Here is a 16,589-nt window from a genome sequence, read left to right as displayed (position 1 = left end):
CGGAATCCCGGTGAACATAGTTTCGAATGTCGGTGGTCCGTGATGGACTGAAGTCATGACCGCACTACTCGACGCGACCGACTCCCAGATGGCGATGCTCGCCGATCTGGTGGCGTCGCTCGAGGCGGCGGAGGCGACGCTGAGCAGCATGCAGGCCGCGCGCGACGGCCTGCTCGCGATGGCCGGTCGCCTGGCGATCGACATCGCCCGCGAGGCCGCACATCCCGATCATGGCGACATGGCGATCCGCACGGTGGCGGCCGAGATCGGCGCCGCACAGCATCTCAGCGACCGCACGATCGAGCGGCGGATGGCCGATGCCTCCTGGCTCGTCGAGCGCTTCCCGACGGTGTGGGAGGCGCAGGGCGCCGGGCGCATCAGTGGCGCGCATGCGCGGGTGATCGTCGATGCGGGCGCCCACCTCGACGATGCCGCCGACCGCGCCGCCTACGCCGCCGAGGCGGTGGCGATCGCCGAGACCGAGTCTCCGAACCGGCTGCGGCGTCTCGTGCGGCAGTTGGCCGAACGATTCCAGCAGCGCACGGTCACGGAACGGCACCGGGAGGCCCGCAAGGGGCGGCGCGTCTGGACGAGAGATCTCGACGACGGGATGGCCGAGCTCGGCGCCCGTGGGCCGGCCGCACTCATCCACGGCATGTTCGACCGGCTCTCGCAGATGGCGCATGCGGTGAAGAAAGACAGCGCTCAACACGAGAAGGCCGAAGCGGCTGAAGAAGCCGGTTCCGACGGCCATCCGGCAGACGACCGCACGATCGACCAGTTGCGGGCCGACCTCCTCGCCGACCTCCTGCTCACGGGAACGCCCGCGGGACACGACACGACCGACGGGCTGCTCGGCGAGATCCGCGCCCGCGTCGAGGTTTCGGTGCCGGTGATGTCGTTGATGGACGACGACCGGAAGGCTGCGGATGCCGCGGCTTTCGTGCGTGCGCCCGGTGATGCAGCATGCGGAATCTCCGGCGATTCCCTGCCACCCGCTCTGCTCGACGGCACGACGCCGATCGACATCACGACCGCCCGCAGGCTGGCAGGCTCCGCGGTGGGCTGGGATCGCGTGTTGACGCATCCGATCTCCGGCGCCTTGCTCGCGGTCGACCGCTACCGGCCGAGCGAGCAGTTGCGGCGGCATCTTCGCGCGCGGGATCAACGGTGCCGATTCCCCGGGTGCGGGATCGCGGCACGGAAGTGCGACCTCGACCACAATCACGCGGCTTCGACCGGGGGCGCGACGACCGATGTGAATCTCGCGGCGTTCTGCCGACGACATCACATGCTCAAGCACCACTCCCCCTGGCACGTAGAGCAGCGAGCGGGTGGCGTGCTGGAGTGGACGAGTCCGACCGGACGCACATACGTCGACCGACCGCCGCCCCAGAACACGGTGGTGTTCACGGAGTGCGTGGCAGATGCGGCAGACGCAGACACGGTGCCCGTTCCGTTCTGAACAGGTGCGGCTGACTCGACGACACAGCAAAAGGGCCGCCCGAACCCGAAGGTCCGGACGGCCCGTGGATCCGCAGCGACGAGCGCTGCAGGATCAGGTCACTGCGGGATTACTCGTACGACTTCACGATCTCGAGGAGGCTCGGGACGTTGGCGTATGCCTCGGCCGCGTTCTCCTTCGTGACGATGACCGGCGGCAGCAGGAAGGCGGGAACCACCTTCACGCCGTTGTCGTACTGCTCTTCGTCGTTCACGTCGACCTCTTCGCCCTTCTGGAGCTGGCCGACCATCTTGATCGACTGCTCGACGAGGAGCGTGGTGTCCTTGTTGATCGTGGAGTACTGGATGCCCTCCATGATCGACTTCACCGACTCGACCTCGGAGTCCTGGCCGGTGACGACCGGGACGTCCTTGCCCGCACCCTGCACCGAGGTGATGATGGCGCGAGCGAGCGTGTCGTTCGGGGACAGGACGCCGTCGAGCGCCTCAGAGCTGTACGTCGACGTGAGGATCGAGTCCATGCGGCGCTGTGCGTTCTCGGCCTTCCAGCCCTCGGTCGCCGTCTGGGCGATCTCGGTCTGTCCGGACACGACCTTCAGCGTGCCGTCGTCGATCTTCGGCTGGAGGACCTCCATGGCACCGTTGAAGAACACCGCGGAGTTCGCGTCATCCGGCGAGCCCGAGAACAGCTCGATGTTGTACGGAGCCTCGTGGCCCGCACGCTCGGCGAGACCGTCGAGGAGTGCCTGACCCTGGAGCTTGCCGACCTCGAAGTTGTCGAACGCGACGTAGTAGTCGACGGCCTCGGTGTTCTCGATCAGACGGTCGTACGCGATGACGGCGACGCCGGCGTCGCGTGCGGCCTCGACCTGCGTCGCGAGCTGCTTGCCGTCCTTGGCGCCGATGATGATGACCTTGGCGCCACCGGTGACCATCGCCTGGATCTGGTTCTGCTGCTCGGCGACCGTGTTGCTGGCCGGCGCGTACTGCACGTCGGCCTTGAACCCGGCCTTCTCGAGTCCGTCGGTGAACAGCTGACCGGCGAGGACCCAGTTCTCCGAGGTCTTGTCGGGGAGAGCGACACCGATCGTGGCGTCTGCGGCGAAGCCTGCTGCCGCCTCGTCGCCACCATCGGCTCCGGTGTCTCCGCCACGCTCCGAGGAGCAGCCGGTGAGGGCGAAAGCGCCCACGGCGACGATCGCTGTCGCCGTAAGAAGCATCTTCTTCATGTGATCTCTTTCTCTGGTGTGTGTGGGTCTCGACGCGTGTGCGGTGCGCGACTCGACCCCTACTATCCGCGCGTCTCGTCGACGGCGGGGGCTTCGTACTTCTGGTTGGTGGGGTAGTTCGCCTTCGGGTCGAAGGTGTCGGTCATCGGGTCTTCCTTGCGGCCGAAGCGACGCGTGAGGAATCCGATGATCGACGGGCGGCCCTGCTGCTTGTTCCAGACGTCGACACCGACGGCGAACAGGAGCACGAGGCCCTTGATCATCGACACCACGTCGGCGCCGGCGCCCAGCAGGGCGAGGCCGTTGTTCAGGAACGCCATCACGAGACCACCGATGATCGACCCGATCACGGTTCCGATACCGCCCGAGACGGCCGCGCCACCGATGAACACCGAGGCGATCGCATCCAGCTCCCAGCCGTTGCCGTCCTGCGGTCCGGACGCCGTCGCCCTGGCGACGTAGATCATGCCGGCCAACGAGGCGAGCACCGACATGTTCATCATCACGAAGAAGTCGACCCAGCGGTCCTTCACACCCGACAGGCGCGCGGCCTGCCGGTTGCCGCCGACCGCGTAGATGTGTCGGCCGAACACGGTGTTGTTCGTGATGAACGAGTAGAGGATGACGAGCGCGAGCAGGATGATGCCCGAGATCGGGAAGCTGGTTCCCTCACGGCCGGTGGCGAACAGCCATCCCGCGACGAGGATCACGGCGGAGATCAGCACGACCTTGGTGACGCTCACCCAGAGCGGCGCCATGTCGGCACCCATCTTGTGCTGGATGCGGCGGGTACGGATCTCCCAGAACACGATCCACGCGACGCCCAGCAGCGCGAGCAGCATGGTGAAGACGTTGAAAGGCACCGGGATGAACGGCAGCTCCGGCAGGTAGCCGGCGCCGATGACCTTGAAGCCCTGCGGCACCGGAACCGACTGCGAGTCGCCGACCCACTGGTTCGCGCCGCGGAAGAACAGCATGCCCGCCAGCGTCACGATGAACGCCGGCACCCCCACATACGCCACCCAGAACCCTTGCCAGGCACCCACGAGCACGCCGACGCCGAGGCCGAGGAGCACGCCGAGCGGCCAGGGGAGGTTCCAGTCGGCCATGGCCTTCGCGACCACGATGCCGGTGAACGCGGCTACCGAGCCGACCGAGAGGTCGATGTGCCCCATGATGATGACCATCACCATGCCGATCGCGAGGATCAGGATGTACGAGTACTGGTTGACGACGTTGATCAGGTTGCCCGACGAGAGCGTCAGACCGGTGCCCTTGAAGATCCAGGTGAGCACCTGGAAGACGACCAGGATCACGACGAGGCTGCCCAGGATGCCGAACTGACGGAGGGTCGACTGGCCGCCCCCGAACATCTTCGTGATGTCCTTGAAGTGGAAGCCGCGCTTCGTTGCGGTGGTGTCGGTGGTCATGCGGATGCTTTCTGGTTCGTGGAGGTCATGCTGCGCATGAGGTCCTCGGGTGTCGCCTGGTCGGCCGGGATGCAGTCGGTGACCCGACCTTCGAAGACGGTGTAGATGCGGTCGGAGATGCCGAGCAGTTCGGGCAGCTCGCTGGAGATGACGATGACGCCCTTGCCTTGAGCTGCGAGCTGGTTGATGATCGCGTAGATCTCGTACTTCGCGCCCACGTCGATGCCGCGGGTCGGCTCGTCGAGGATCAGCAGGTCGGGGTCGGTGAACATCCACTTCGCCAGCACGACCTTCTGCTGGTTGCCGCCGGAGAGCTTGCCGACCCCCTCCTCGACCGAGGGCGTCTTGATGCGCAGGGCCTTGCGGTAGTCCTCCGCCACGGCGAACTCGGCACGCGCATCGACCACGCCGCGCTTGGCGATCTTGGAGAGCTTGGCGGCCACGACCGACCGCTTGATGGTGTCGAGCAGGTTGAGCCCGAGCACCTTGCGGTCCTCGCTGACATACGCCAGGCCGTGCTTGATCGCCGACGACACGTCGTGGAGTGCGACCTCCTGGCCGTCCTTGATCAGGGTGCCGGAGAGGAAGGTGCCGTAGGAGCGGCCGAAGATGCTCATCGCGAACTCGGTGCGCCCGGCGCCCATGAGTCCGGCGATGCCGACGACCTCGCCCCGGCGGACGTTGATGCTCGAGCCCTTGACGACCATGCGCTCCGGGACGGTCGGATGCTGCACCCACCAGTCCTTGACCTCGAAGAACACCTCGCCGATCTCGGGCGTGCGGTCGGGGTACCGGCTCTCCAGCGAGCGGCCGACCATCCCGCGGATGATCCGGTCCTCGTTGATCTCGCCGCGCGAGATGTCGAGCGTCTCGACCGTGCGGCCGTCGCGGATGATCGTGATCTCGTCGGCGATCTGCTCGATCTCGTTGAGCTTGTGGCTGATCATGATCGACGCGATGCCCTTGGCCTTGAGTCCGAGGATCAGGTCGAGCAGGTGCTGCGAGTCGTTCTCGTTGAGCGCGGCGGTCGGCTCGTCGAGGATCAGGAGCTTGACCTCCTTGTTCAGCGCCTTCGCGATCTCGATCAGCTGCTGCTTGCCGACGCCGAGGGTCTTGATCTGCGCATCCGGGTCCTCGCTCAGTCCGACGCGGGCGAGGAGCTCGATCGTGCGCTCCTTCTGCGCCTGCCAGTCGATGCGGCCGCCGCGGGCGATCTCGTTGCCGAGGAAGATGTTCTCGGTGACCGAGAGCTCGGGGATGAGCGCGAGCTCCTGGTGGATGATCGCGATGCCGGCCTGCTCGCTGGCGACGATGTCCTTGAAGCGCTGCTCCTCGCCGTACAGCAGGATCTCGCCCTCGTAGGTGCCGTACGGGTACACGCCGGAGAGGACCTTCATCAGGGTGGACTTGCCGGCGCCGTTCTCACCGCAGATCGCGTGGATCTCTCCTGCGCGGACGGTGATCGAGACATCGGCCAGCGCCTTGACGCCCGGGAACTCCTTGGTGATGCTGCGCATCTCCAAGATCGGGCCTGACACGGTCGGCAACGTTGCTGTAGTGCTCACGGATCTTCCTCGCGACGTGCGGTCACCTTCGATGTGACCGTTCACATCGGTATATCGTCGTCTTCCGTCGGACCCATGTCAAGTCCGCGCGGCGATTTCGTGTCGCTACCGTGATGCGGCGGATTCGCGCGCACGCAGGATCGTCTGCAGCGGGCCGAACTCCGGCACCTGCTCACCCCTGATCTGGGCGAGCAGGATCCGCACGGCCCGACGTCCGAGCTCGGGGAAGTCCTGGTGCACGGTGCTGAGCGATGGAGCCACATGTGCCGCGACGGGAATATCATCGAAACCGATCACGCTCACGTCGTGCGGGACACGCATTCCGGAGTCGCGGAACCCGTGCATCAGCCCGATCGCCATGAGGTCGTTCGCCGCGAACACGGCGGTGAAGTCGCGGCGGAGAGCGAGCTCCTTGCCCGCGAAGTACCCGAAATCCGCGGTCCAGTCGCCGCGGATCGGCGGGAACGTCGGCAGATCCGCCTCGCGCAGCCCGTCGAGATAGCCGCGCATGCGCGACTCGGCCTCGATCCAGTCCTGCGGCCCCGCGAGGTGCAGGATGTCGCTGTGGCCGAGCGAGATCAGATGCTCCGTGGCCGCCCTGGCGCCGGCGACCTGGTCGGCGGAGAGACTCACCCCATCCGAACCGGAAGCCGTCTGCAGCGTGACGAACGGCATGTCGACGGACATGCCGCGCAGGACATGGAACACCCGCACCTGCGGCGCGAGCACCACGATCCCGTCCACCTGCTCACGCGACAGCTGCCGCACCGCGTTGCCGATCGCCTCCGGCGTGGTCGCGGGGAGGTTCAGGGTCGACACCGAGTACCCCTCCTCGCGCGCCGCATCCTCGATCCCCGCGATGGACGACGTCGGACCGAACTCGCCGATCGTCGCCGAGAGGATGCCCAGCATGTTCGACTTGCTGGTGACGAGTGCCCTGGCGGCGAGGTTCGGCCGGTAGTCGAGCACGGCGATCGCGTCGAGGACCTTGGCCTTCGTCTCGGGACGGATGCTCGGATGATCGTTCAGCACCCGGGACACGGTCTGATGGGAGACCCCGGCGAGACGCGCGACGTCGCGGATGCTGGGCAGGCGCGCGCGCTCGGAGGCGGTGGACATCACTTCGCCTCCTCGCGTGTGCACGGTCACATCGTCACATTCATTATGTCTGCTGGGACGCGCGGACGCACCTCTCCGCGCCCCGTCGAGCGCGTCTCCGGTTGTGCGGGGGCACGGGAAGGTTCGCGGGGTTTCGTCGAACTGCACCGGAACCGCCTCCGCCCGCGTGGCATCGTGACAGCGTGGACACTCTGCTGCGCGGCGGGCGCGTCATCGACCCGAAGAGCGGATCCGATCGGATCGCCGACCTCCTGATCGCGGACGGACGGGTGGCCGCCGTGGGCGACGACCTCGCCGCACCGGCCGGTGCCGACATCGTCGACGCCACGGGTCTCATCGTCGGCCCGGGGTTCGTCGATCTGCACAGCCACGTGCACTCGATCGCCGGACAGCGGCTGCAGGCGATGGACGGCGTCACCACCGCACTCGACCTCGAAGCCGGCCTCATGCCGATCGCCGAGGCCCTCGCCCGCGCCGCCGCCGACGGACGCCCCTTGAACTACGGGTTCTCCGCATCCTGGTCGCAGGCGCGAGCGTACGCCCACCTCGACCGGGTGCCCGTCGCCGACTTCACCGCGTCGATGGACCTGCTCGGCAAGCCGGAGTGGCAGCGGGCGTCCTCCCCCGCCGAGCGTCGACGCTGGCTGGGCCTGCTCGAGGACGAGCTCGGAGCCGGCGCCCTCGGGATCGGTGTACTCATGGGCTACGCGCCCCGCTCCGATCCGGACGAGTACCTCGACCTCTCCCGGCTCGCCGCCGCCGCGCACGCTCCCACCTTCACGCACGTGCGGGAGCTGATCGAGGCCGATCCCCGCACCCCGATCGACGGCTCGGAGGAGCTGGTCCGCGCCGCCGCCGAGACGGGTGCCGCGATGCACCACTGCCACGTGAACAGCACATCGCTGCGCCACATCGACCGCGTGCTCGCCCTGCTCGACCGCAGCCGCGCCGCCGGCTCGCGCGTGACGGTCGAGGCCTATCCCTACGGTGCGGGCAGCACGGCGATCGGCGCGTTCTTCCTCGCTCCGGAGAAGCTCAAGGGCCTCGGCATCACCCCGTCCTCGCTCGTCCTCGTGGACACGGGCGAGCGCATCGCCGACGAGGCGCGGCTGCGCGAGGTGCGGGCGACCGACCCCGGCGCCACGTGCATCGTGACCTTCCTCGACGAGGCCGACCCCTTCGACCGCGCGCACCTGCACCGCGCGCTCGCCTACCCCGACTCGATCGTCGCGAGCGACGCGATGCCCGTCTCATGGGTGGAGGCCGGCGGACGCACCGTGTACGAGCAGCGAGAATGGCCCCTCCCCTCGGGCGGGCACACGCACCCGCGCACGGCGGGGACGTTCACGAAGTCGCTGCGTCTGATGGTCGTCGAGAGCGGGACCTGGAGCTGGGTCGAAGCATTCCGGCGCTGCGCCTACCTGCCGGCGCGCGTGCTCGATGAGGTCTCCTCCGGGATGCGGGGCAAGGGACACCTGTCGGTCGGCGCGGATGCCGACATCGTCGTGCTGGACCCGGCGACGCTGACCGACCGCGCGACCTACTCCGACCCGACCAGACCCTCCCGGGGCATCCGCCAGCTCTACGTGCACGGCACCCCCGTCGTGCACGCCGGGGAGATCGTGACCGATGCCCTGCCGGGGCGTGCCGTCCGAGGAGACGCATGAAGCGCTGATCCTTCGTCCTGGCGAACCAAGGTGCGCGCAAGTCTCGTCGCCGGGCACCAACGGCCCGGCGGAGCACGCGAATAGTCTCGGCCCCATCGCCGTCGCCCCGAATGCGACGACCCACTCGATGTAGAGGAGCGCACGTGTCCGACCTGAACGAAATCGGCAGCTGGGTGCGGGAGAACCTTCCCACGATGCTGGCCGACGCGCACATCCCCGCGGCATCCGTCGCGATCCTGTCCGGAGGCGAGATCTTCACCACCGCCGCCGGCATCCTGAACCGCAACACCGGTGTCGAGGCCGACGTCGACTCGGTCTTCCAGATCGGCTCGATCACGAAGACCTGGACGGCGACGCTCATCATGCAGCTCGTCGACGAGGGCCTGCTCGACATCGACGCCCCCGTGCGCGACACCGTGCCCGCGTTCGCGATCGGCGACGACGCGGCGGCCAGCGCGATCACCGCTCGACAGCTGCTGAGTCACGTGAGCGGTTTCGAGGGCGATCTGTTCAACGACACCGGAGTGGGCGACGACGCGGTGGAGAAGTACCTCGCCACGATCGCCGACGCCCCGCAGCTCTTCGCCCCCGGCGAGCGCTTCTCGTACAACAACGCCGCGTTCGTGGTGCTCGGCCGCATCGTCGAGGTGCTGCGCGGCACGTCGTACGACCAGGCCCTGCGCACCCACCTCGCCGGTCCGCTGGGGTTGACCCACGTGGCCACCACGGCGTCGGAGGCGATCATGTTCCGCGCCGCGCTCGGGCACATCCCCGCAGAGGGCAGCGACGAGCCGGTGCCCGCTCCGGTGTGGAGCCTCGTGCGCTCCAACGCTCCGGCCGGATCGATGCTCGCCATGACGGCGCACGACCTGGTGAGCTATGCCCGGATGCACCTCGACGGCGGCGTCGCCTCTGACGGGACCCGCGTGCTCTCGGAGCAGAGCGTGCGGGCGATGCAGGAGCGGCAGGTCGACCTTCCCGAGCTCGGTCTGATGGGCGACGCCTGGGGCCTGGGCTGGGAGATCTTCGACTGGGAAGGCGGCCCGGTGATCGGCCACGATGGAGGCACGATCGGGCAGAACGCGTTCCTGCGGATGGTCCCCTCCGCAGGGGTAGCCGTGGCGGTCCTCACCAACGGCGGGCAGACGGTCGACGCCTACCACGCCATCACCTCCCGGGTGCTCGAGGCGCTGGCCGGGGTCACGATGCCCGCCCTGCCCACGATCCCCGAGACGCCGGTCGAGATCGACGTGGACCGCATCCTCGGCACGTATTCGTCGTCGGTCTCCGACTCGACCGTGCGACTCGATGACGACGGCCGCATCTGGCTGGAGCGCACCATGAAGGGGATCTTCGCCGAGCTCGGCCCGGCACCGGAGCCGGTCGAGCTGGTCGGCTGGACGAGGGACACGCTGCTCCCCCGCAAGCAGGAGCACGGGATGCGCATGCCGCACGCCTTCGTCGGCGACGACGGCACCGGACGCGCCCTGTACCTGCACACGGGACGCGCCGACCGCCGGGTCGACGCGTGAGCACGGTCACGGCGCCGGAGTCGGCGATCTCGTCCGACATCCAGGAGATCTTCACGGATGCCGGCGCCACCGGTTTCCTGCACGCACGGGAGATCGGCGTCGAGGGCGGCGCGGAGGTGAGCGTCGGCGCCGACGAGCCCGTGGTGCTCGCCTCGGTGTTCAAGGTCCTCGTCCTCACCGCCTACGTCCGCGCGGTCGCCGCCGGTGAACTCGACCCGACCGAGCGGACCACCGTGACGGCGCGCTACCGCATCGGCGGCGTGGGCACGGCCGGCTTCGCGGACGACGTCGTGGCCAGCTGGCGCGACCTCGCGCTGAACATGATGACGATGAGCGACAACGCCGCGACCGACGTCATCTACCACCGCCTCGGCACGGAGGCCGTGAACCGGGTGATCAGCGATCTGGGGCTCAGGCAGACGCGACTCATCGGATGCTGCGAAGACCTCTTCGCCTCGGTCATCGCCGATCTGGGCGGTGCAGCTGACAGCGATCTGGACGAGCTCTTCGAGGGCGCGACGGCCGAGCAGATCCTCGCGCTCGACGCCGTGCACCCTGTCCGGACGTCGCACTCCACGCCCCGCGACGTCACCACGCTGCTGAACGCCCTGTGGACGGACACGGCGGCGTCGGCCGAGGCCTGCCGCCAGGCTCGCGAGATCATGGCGCTGCAGATCTGGCCGCACCGGCTGACCTCCGGCTTCCCGTCCGGTGTCCGCATCGCGGCGAAGACCGGCACCCTCCCCACCTGGCGCAACGAAGCCGGTGTCGTCACCTATCCCGACGGGCGGCAGTACGCGGTCGCCGTCTTCACCCGCGCCGCGTCCCTCGCCGACAGGCAGCCGCTCGTGGACGCCTCGATCGGTCGTGCGGGCTTCGCCGCCGTCGAGCACCTGCGCGCACTCTGACCTGCACCCGCCCCACCCCCTGCACCATCCACCTGCACCATCCCGAACACTGCTGGAGGCTTCTGATGCGTTCTCGTACCCCGCTGATCGCGCTGCTCGGCGCTGCGGCGCTCGCCCTGACGTCCTGTGCCGCAGGCGCTTCCCCCGGCGGCGGAGACGCTCCCGAGGGCGTCCTCGCCGACGGCAAGACCTTCACCTCGGTGATCTCGACCGACCCGGGCAGCCTGGATCCGTTCGTGACCGTGATGTCCGTCGCCCGCTCGATCGACCGCTTCCTTTACGCGCGCCTCGTGGAGGTCTCGGAAGACGGCAGCATCGCCTCCGGCCTGGCCGAGAAGTGGGAGGCGGACACGACGACCGCGACCTTCACGCTCCGAGACGACCTCTCGTGCGAGGACGGCACTCCCCTGACGGCGACCGACGTCGCAGCGAACATCACCCACATCGGGGACCCCGCGAACGGCTCGCCGCTCATGGGCCTGCAGGTGCAGCCCGGAACAGCCGCGGTCGGCGACGACGACGCCGGCACGGTCACCGTCACCAGCGGACGACCGGACTCGTTCCTCATCGAGAACATCGGCAGCATCTCGATCGTCTGCGGCACAGTGATCGATGACCCGGATGCGCTCGCGAAGGGTGAGGGCTCGACGGGGATGTTCACCATGACCGAGATCGCACCCAACAGCCAGTACACCCTCACCCGCCGGGACGACTTCGCCTGGGGCCCGGGCGACTGGGACCCGGAGCAGAAGGGCCTGCCGGACACCGTCGTGTTCCGCGTCGTGCCCAACGAGACCACCGCGACCAACCTGCTGCTGTCTGGTGAGGTCAACGCGGCCCTGGTGATCGGCCCGGACACCGCACGAGTGGAGGACGCCGGGCTCTTCCACACCTCGATCGAGACCCCCGGCGGGTCCTTCACCTTCAACCAGGCGGAAGGGCGCCCCACGGCCGACCAGGCGGTGCGCGAGGCGCTGATGCAGGCGGTCGACCTCGAGCAGATGCGCCAGGTCATCGGCAGCGGCAAGGCGACGGTGCCGACCGGACTCGTCACGGTGTCGCCGAACCCGTGCCGGGCGGACACCGTCTCGGGGCACCTCCCCGAGCTGGACGTGAAGGCAGCCGCCGCGGCACTCGACGACGCCGGGTGGGAAGCCGGCTCCGACGGGGTGCGTGCCAAGGACGGCGAGACGCTCACCCTGCGGATGATCTACTCCTCGCAGCTCGGAGATGCCGGCAACGCCGCCGCCGAACTCGCCCAGGCGGCCTGGAAGGACCTCGGCGTCGACATCAGCGTGACCGCCGTCGACTCGCCGACCCTCAGCGAGGTGCTTTTCTCCACCGGCGACTGGGACATCTCGGCGGCGCCGCTGACGGTCTCGCTGCCGAGCATGCTCGTGCCGTTCTACTCCGGACCGACGCCCCCGAACGGCACCAACTACGCCTCGATCGACAACCCCGACTACACCGCCGCCGTGACCGCGGCATCCGCCGAGGCCGGGAACGAGGGCTGCGACGACTGGGCCGCCGCGGAGGAGGCGTTGTTCGAGACGACCAGCGTCGTGCCGTACGCGAACATCACGCGGTCGACCTTCGCGACCAAGGCGACATTCACCGAGGGCGACGGCATCGACCCCACGTCGATCCGCATGTACGAGTAGATCCGGGACCGGAGGCAGCCGATGGCCAGCACCACCGCCACGCAGGCGATACTGATCAGATCCGCACGGTCGGACAACCCGTGGGTGTCCTTCCTGGTCCGTCGCGGAGGGCAGTTCCTGCTCTCGGTGTGGGTGCTGGTCACGGCTGCCTTCCTCATGATCCACCTCGTGCCGGGCGACCCGGTGCGAGCGGCCCTCGGGATGAACGCCCCGACCGAGCTGGTCGAGGCCAGACGTGCCGCGCTCGGGCTCGACCAGCCGCTGATCGTGCAGTACTTCCGCTACATCGGCGGTCTGTTCACCGGCGACATGGGCACGTCGATGATCACCAGCCAGCCGGTGTCGGAGATCATCGCCACCCGCCTTCCGGCCACCCTCCAGCTCGCCCTCCTCGCGGTGCTCCTCGTGCTGCTGGTCTCGGTCCCGCTCGGGGTGACGATGGCCGTCCTCACCAGAGGCGGGCGGCGGCGCGGCCTCGAGCTGGCGTTCGCGACCGGGTCGGTGATCCTGGCCGCGATTCCCGAGTTCCTCCTCGCGGTCGGACTCGTCTACGTGTTCGCGGTCTCCCTCGGCTGGTTCCCGGTCGCCGGCAACACCGCGCCGTTCGCGCTCGTCCTCCCCGTGGTGGCGCTCGCGGTCGGACCCATCGCGGTCTTCTCGCGCATCATCCGCGTCGAGGTGCTCTCGGTGCTCGGCCAGGACTTCATCCGCACCGCGCGCGCCAAGCGGCTCGCTCCGCACCGCATCTACTCGCGCCACGCGCTGCCGAACGCCATGACGGCGACCCTCACGCTCACCGGCCTGCTCCTGACGGGCATGGTCGCCGGGACCGTGCTGGTCGAGAACGTCTTCGCCTGGCCGGGCCTGGGCACCATGATCGTGCAGTCGATCCTCACGAAGGACTACTCCGTGGTCCAGGGGATCGTGCTCGTCTACGGCGTCGGCGTCCTCGTCGTGAACCTCGTGATCGACGTGATCCTCGCCCTCCTCGACCCTCGATCCACCATCCGGGAGGCATGATGTCGGCACGTACGGCCTGGTCGGGCATCGTCCGGTCACCACTGGGCATCACCGCTCTCAGCCTGATGCTGCTCGTCACCCTGGGCGCGATCTTCGCCCCGATGATCTGGGGCGCTCAGGCCGAGCAGGTGAACCCGACCGAGATCACGCAGGGACCGAGCGCCGCGCACCTGCTGGGCACCGACACGCTCGGACGCGACGTGCTCGCCCGCGTGCTGGTCGCCACCCGGCTCTCGGTGGTGCTCGCCGTGATCGCCGTGATCATCGGCGTCGTCGCCGGCACGCTGCTGGGCACCGCGCCATCCGTGCTCCCGCGGTGGCTCGGCCGACCGATCGTCGGCTTCGTGAACATCGCGGTCGCTTTCCCCGGTCTCCTGCTCGCCCTGTTCTTCGCGGTCATCTTCGGTGTCGGCTCCACGGGCGCCGTGCTCGCGATCGGTTTCGCCATGGCCCCGCAGTTCGCCCGCCTCACCCAGACGCTCTCGGCCGCGATCGCCGGCCGCGACTTCATCTCCGCCGCGCAGGTGGCCGGAGTCTCGCGCATGCGCATCCTGATCCGGCACATCCTGCCGAACATCGGCGAACCGCTCATCGTGAACGCGACCGTGGCGGCCGGTTCGGCACTGCTCGCCTTCGCGGGTCTGTCATTCCTCGGGCTGGGCGTCCAGGTGCCCGAGTACGACTGGGGTCGCCTGCTCGGCGAGGGTCTGAACCGCATCTACCTCAACCCGGCGGCAGCGCTCGGACCCGCGGTGGCCGTGGTGATCGCCGGCCTCGCCTTCAACCTCCTCGGCGAGACCGCCGCGGCGGCGCTCGGCGGACGTTCCGCTCGACGCCGTCGGCCCCTCCCCACGATCGCGCGTCCCGGCGGCGCTCAGCCCGCGCCGGTCGACGGCGGCGAGGCGGTGCTCGTCGTCGACGACCTCCGTGTCTCCTTCCCGACGCCGGCCGGCTGGGTCACCCCGGTGCGCGGCGTCTCGTTCACGGTGTCGCGGGGAGAGGCCATCGGCGTGGTCGGCGAATCCGGGTCGGGCAAGAGCCTCACCGCCCTCGCCGTCGCCCGCCTGATCGAGCGACCGGGCGATGTCACCGCCGCGCACCTGGACTTCTGCGGCACTCCGCTGCTGACCACCTCGGACCGCGCTGTGCGGAGCCTGCTCGGCACCTCGCTGGCGATGGTCTTCCAGGACCCGATGACCTCGTTCAACCCGACCAGGAGGATCGGATCGCAGCTCGCCGAGGCCGCCTCCGAACACCAGGACATCACCCGGAAGCAGGCGATGGACCGCGCGGTCGAACGCCTGCAGTCGGTGCGCGTGCCCGCTGCGTCACGACGCGCCCGCCAGTACCCGCACGAGTTCTCCGGCGGTATGCGGCAGCGGGCGATGATCGCCATGGGCCTCATGAACCATCCGCGCCTGATCATCGCGGACGAGCCGACGACGGCTCTCGACGTGACGGTGCAGCGACAGGTGCTGCAGCTGCTGGCGGGAGTACGGCGCGACACCGATGCCGCGATCCTGCTCATCAGCCACGACATCGCGGTCGTCGCGCAGACGTGTGATCGCGTGCTGGTGATGTACGCCGGTCGCATCGTGGAGGACCTGCCGGCGGCCACCCTCCACACCGACGCCCGGCACCCGTACACCCGCGCACTGCTCGAGGTCGTGCCCGAGCTCGACGCCGACCGCCGGGAACCGCTCAAGGTGATCCCCGGCCGACCACCGGCACCGGGTGCCTTCCCCGCGGGATGCGCGTTCGCCGCCCGCTGCCCGCTCGCCACCGACCTCTGCCGGGAGACCGATCCCGAACTCGTGGCGGATGCCGAGGGGCATCGGGTCGCCTGCTGGCATCCGGTCAGCGGCGAGGCGCCGGTGCCGGTGGCCATCGCGACAGTTGCTGATGAGACGGCCGCGGAAGAGGAAGAGACGGTCCTGCGATGAGCGAGCTGCGTTTCGATCAGGTCAGCGTCCGGTACGGCACGCATCGATCCGGCCTCACGGCCGTCGACGACGTGAGCCTCACGGTGCCGTCGGGTTCCGTCGTCGGGCTCGTGGGCGAGTCGGGATCCGGCAAGTCCACGCTCGCCCGCGCCGCGATCGGCCTCGCGCCCATCAGCGAGGGCTCGATCACCCTCGACGGCGTGGACGTGCGCAGCTTCCGCCGACGTCGCCCGATCCAGATGGTGTTCCAGGACCCGTTCTCCTCGCTCGACCCGCGCATGACGATCGGCGAATCCATCGCCGAGTCCCTCCCCCGTGGCATCCGCGGAGCGACCGCCCGCCGTGCCGAGGTCGCCCGCCTGCTCGACCTGGTGAGCCTCGACGCCGACCGCGCGCAGTCGCTCCCGGCGGCGCTCTCCGGCGGGCAGCGTCAGCGCATCGCCCTGGCCCGCGCTCTCGCCGCCCGGCCCGAGGTCGTGATCGCCGACGAGATCACCTCGGCGCTCGACGTGTCGGTGCAGGGTTCCGTCCTGAACCTCGTGCGGGAGCTCCGCAGCGAGCTCGACCTGACGATGCTGTTCATCTCGCACAACCTGTCGGTCGTGCGCTACCTGAGCGACCACATCGCGGTGATGTACCTCGGCCGCATCGTCGAGTTCGGGCCGACCGAGCAGGTGCTCGCCGACCCGCAGCACCCGTACACGCGGGATCTGCTGCAAGCGGCGCCGACCCGGCACGGGAACCTCCTGGCGGTCGATCCGCTGGCCCCCGTCGACGTGGAACCCGCCGATCCGCATGCGCCGCCGAGCGGATGCCGCTTCCACCCGCGGTGCCCGATCGGACCGGCGGCACGCCCCGATCGCCAGATCTGCGTGATCGCGGAACCTCCGCTGCCCACGGGCGCCGCGGGCGCGGCCTGTCATTTCGCGGGGCTGCCCGCGGACGCGCCGCTCGGAACTGTGCCCATCTCCCAAAGCACCGCCACGGTTTCGGCCGCGCAGACAACACCAGCCGCGCTCACAGCGGACACAGTGAACTGACCATCCGATTG

Annotated in this window: 12 protein-coding genes; 8 read left to right on the top strand and 4 right to left on the bottom strand. The window is 69.1% G+C overall.

The features are described from left to right. Nucleotides 1-55 precede the first annotated feature (55 nt). The gene (locus AC6CHX_RS16390; RefSeq protein ID WP_498273682.1) at nucleotides 56-1,465 is read left to right on the top strand and encodes an HNH endonuclease signature motif containing protein; all 1,410 of its coding nucleotides are present in this window, start codon (nucleotides 56-58) and stop codon (nucleotides 1,463-1,465) included. Between the two features lie 109 nt (nucleotides 1,466-1,574). On the opposite strand, the gene AC6CHX_RS16385 is transcribed toward AC6CHX_RS16390, so the two are convergent. The 4 genes from AC6CHX_RS16385 to AC6CHX_RS16370 all read right to left on the bottom strand — a co-directional run bounded on the left by AC6CHX_RS16385 (nucleotide 1,575) and on the right by AC6CHX_RS16370 (nucleotide 6,807). Further along, nucleotides 1,575-2,693, bottom strand: a complete 1,119-nt coding sequence (locus AC6CHX_RS16385) for a substrate-binding domain-containing protein (RefSeq protein ID WP_136041469.1) — start codon at nucleotides 2,691-2,693, stop codon at nucleotides 1,575-1,577. Nucleotides 2,694-2,755: 62 nt separating this feature from the next. Then, the gene (gene mmsB, locus AC6CHX_RS16380; RefSeq protein ID WP_136041467.1) at nucleotides 2,756-4,123 is read right to left on the bottom strand and encodes a multiple monosaccharide ABC transporter permease; all 1,368 of its coding nucleotides are present in this window, start codon (nucleotides 4,121-4,123) and stop codon (nucleotides 2,756-2,758) included. Continuing rightward, nucleotides 4,120-5,661 (bottom strand): multiple monosaccharide ABC transporter ATP-binding protein, encoded by a 1,542-nt coding sequence (gene mmsA, locus AC6CHX_RS16375; RefSeq protein ID WP_136041563.1) that lies wholly within the window; start codon nucleotides 5,659-5,661, stop codon nucleotides 4,120-4,122. The genes mmsB and mmsA overlap by 4 nt, the downstream gene beginning before the upstream one ends. A gap of 132 nt (nucleotides 5,662-5,793) precedes the next feature. Beyond that, complete coding sequence (locus AC6CHX_RS16370) at nucleotides 5,794-6,807, bottom strand: LacI family DNA-binding transcriptional regulator (RefSeq protein WP_136041465.1); 1,014 nt, start codon at nucleotides 6,805-6,807, stop codon at nucleotides 5,794-5,796. 182 nt (nucleotides 6,808-6,989) lie between these two features. Between AC6CHX_RS16370 and AC6CHX_RS16365 the strand changes: the two genes are divergently transcribed. The 7 genes from AC6CHX_RS16365 to AC6CHX_RS16335 all read left to right on the top strand — a co-directional run bounded on the left by AC6CHX_RS16365 (nucleotide 6,990) and on the right by AC6CHX_RS16335 (nucleotide 16,578). Further along, nucleotides 6,990-8,474, top strand: coding sequence for an amidohydrolase family protein (locus AC6CHX_RS16365; RefSeq protein ID WP_498273681.1), 1,485 nt, complete (start codon nucleotides 6,990-6,992; stop codon nucleotides 8,472-8,474). Nucleotides 8,475-8,617: 143 nt separating this feature from the next. Beyond that, nucleotides 8,618-10,006: a serine hydrolase domain-containing protein gene (locus tag AC6CHX_RS16360; protein ID WP_136041462.1), complete on the top strand. Its 1,389-nt coding sequence runs from the start codon at nucleotides 8,618-8,620 to the stop codon at nucleotides 10,004-10,006. Continuing rightward, a complete protein-coding gene (locus AC6CHX_RS16355; protein ID WP_498273680.1) occupies nucleotides 10,003-10,914 on the top strand; it encodes a serine hydrolase in 912 nt (303 codons plus the stop codon). The genes AC6CHX_RS16360 and AC6CHX_RS16355 overlap by 4 nt, the downstream gene beginning before the upstream one ends. Nucleotides 10,915-10,979: 65 nt before the next feature. Next, entirely contained in the window at nucleotides 10,980-12,575 is a 1,596-nt protein-coding gene (locus AC6CHX_RS16350; RefSeq protein ID WP_205820265.1) for an ABC transporter substrate-binding protein, read from the top strand. Between the two features lie 21 nt (nucleotides 12,576-12,596). After that, nucleotides 12,597-13,595: an ABC transporter permease gene (locus tag AC6CHX_RS16345; RefSeq protein ID WP_498273679.1), complete on the top strand. Its 999-nt coding sequence runs from the start codon at nucleotides 12,597-12,599 to the stop codon at nucleotides 13,593-13,595. Then, nucleotides 13,592-15,538, top strand: coding sequence for a dipeptide/oligopeptide/nickel ABC transporter permease/ATP-binding protein (locus tag AC6CHX_RS16340; RefSeq protein ID WP_498273678.1), 1,947 nt, complete (start codon nucleotides 13,592-13,594; stop codon nucleotides 15,536-15,538). Before AC6CHX_RS16345 ends, AC6CHX_RS16340 begins: the two co-directional genes overlap by 4 nt. Further along, complete coding sequence (locus AC6CHX_RS16335) at nucleotides 15,535-16,578, top strand: ABC transporter ATP-binding protein (RefSeq protein WP_498273677.1); 1,044 nt, start codon at nucleotides 15,535-15,537, stop codon at nucleotides 16,576-16,578. The genes AC6CHX_RS16340 and AC6CHX_RS16335 overlap by 4 nt, the downstream gene beginning before the upstream one ends. Nucleotides 16,579-16,589 lie beyond the last annotated feature (11 nt).

The sequence above is a fragment of the Microbacterium sp. GQ128 genome, assembly GCF_059758615.1.
Note: the sequence above shows the minus strand (reverse complement) of the source record. Positions and strands in the feature narration are given on the sequence as shown.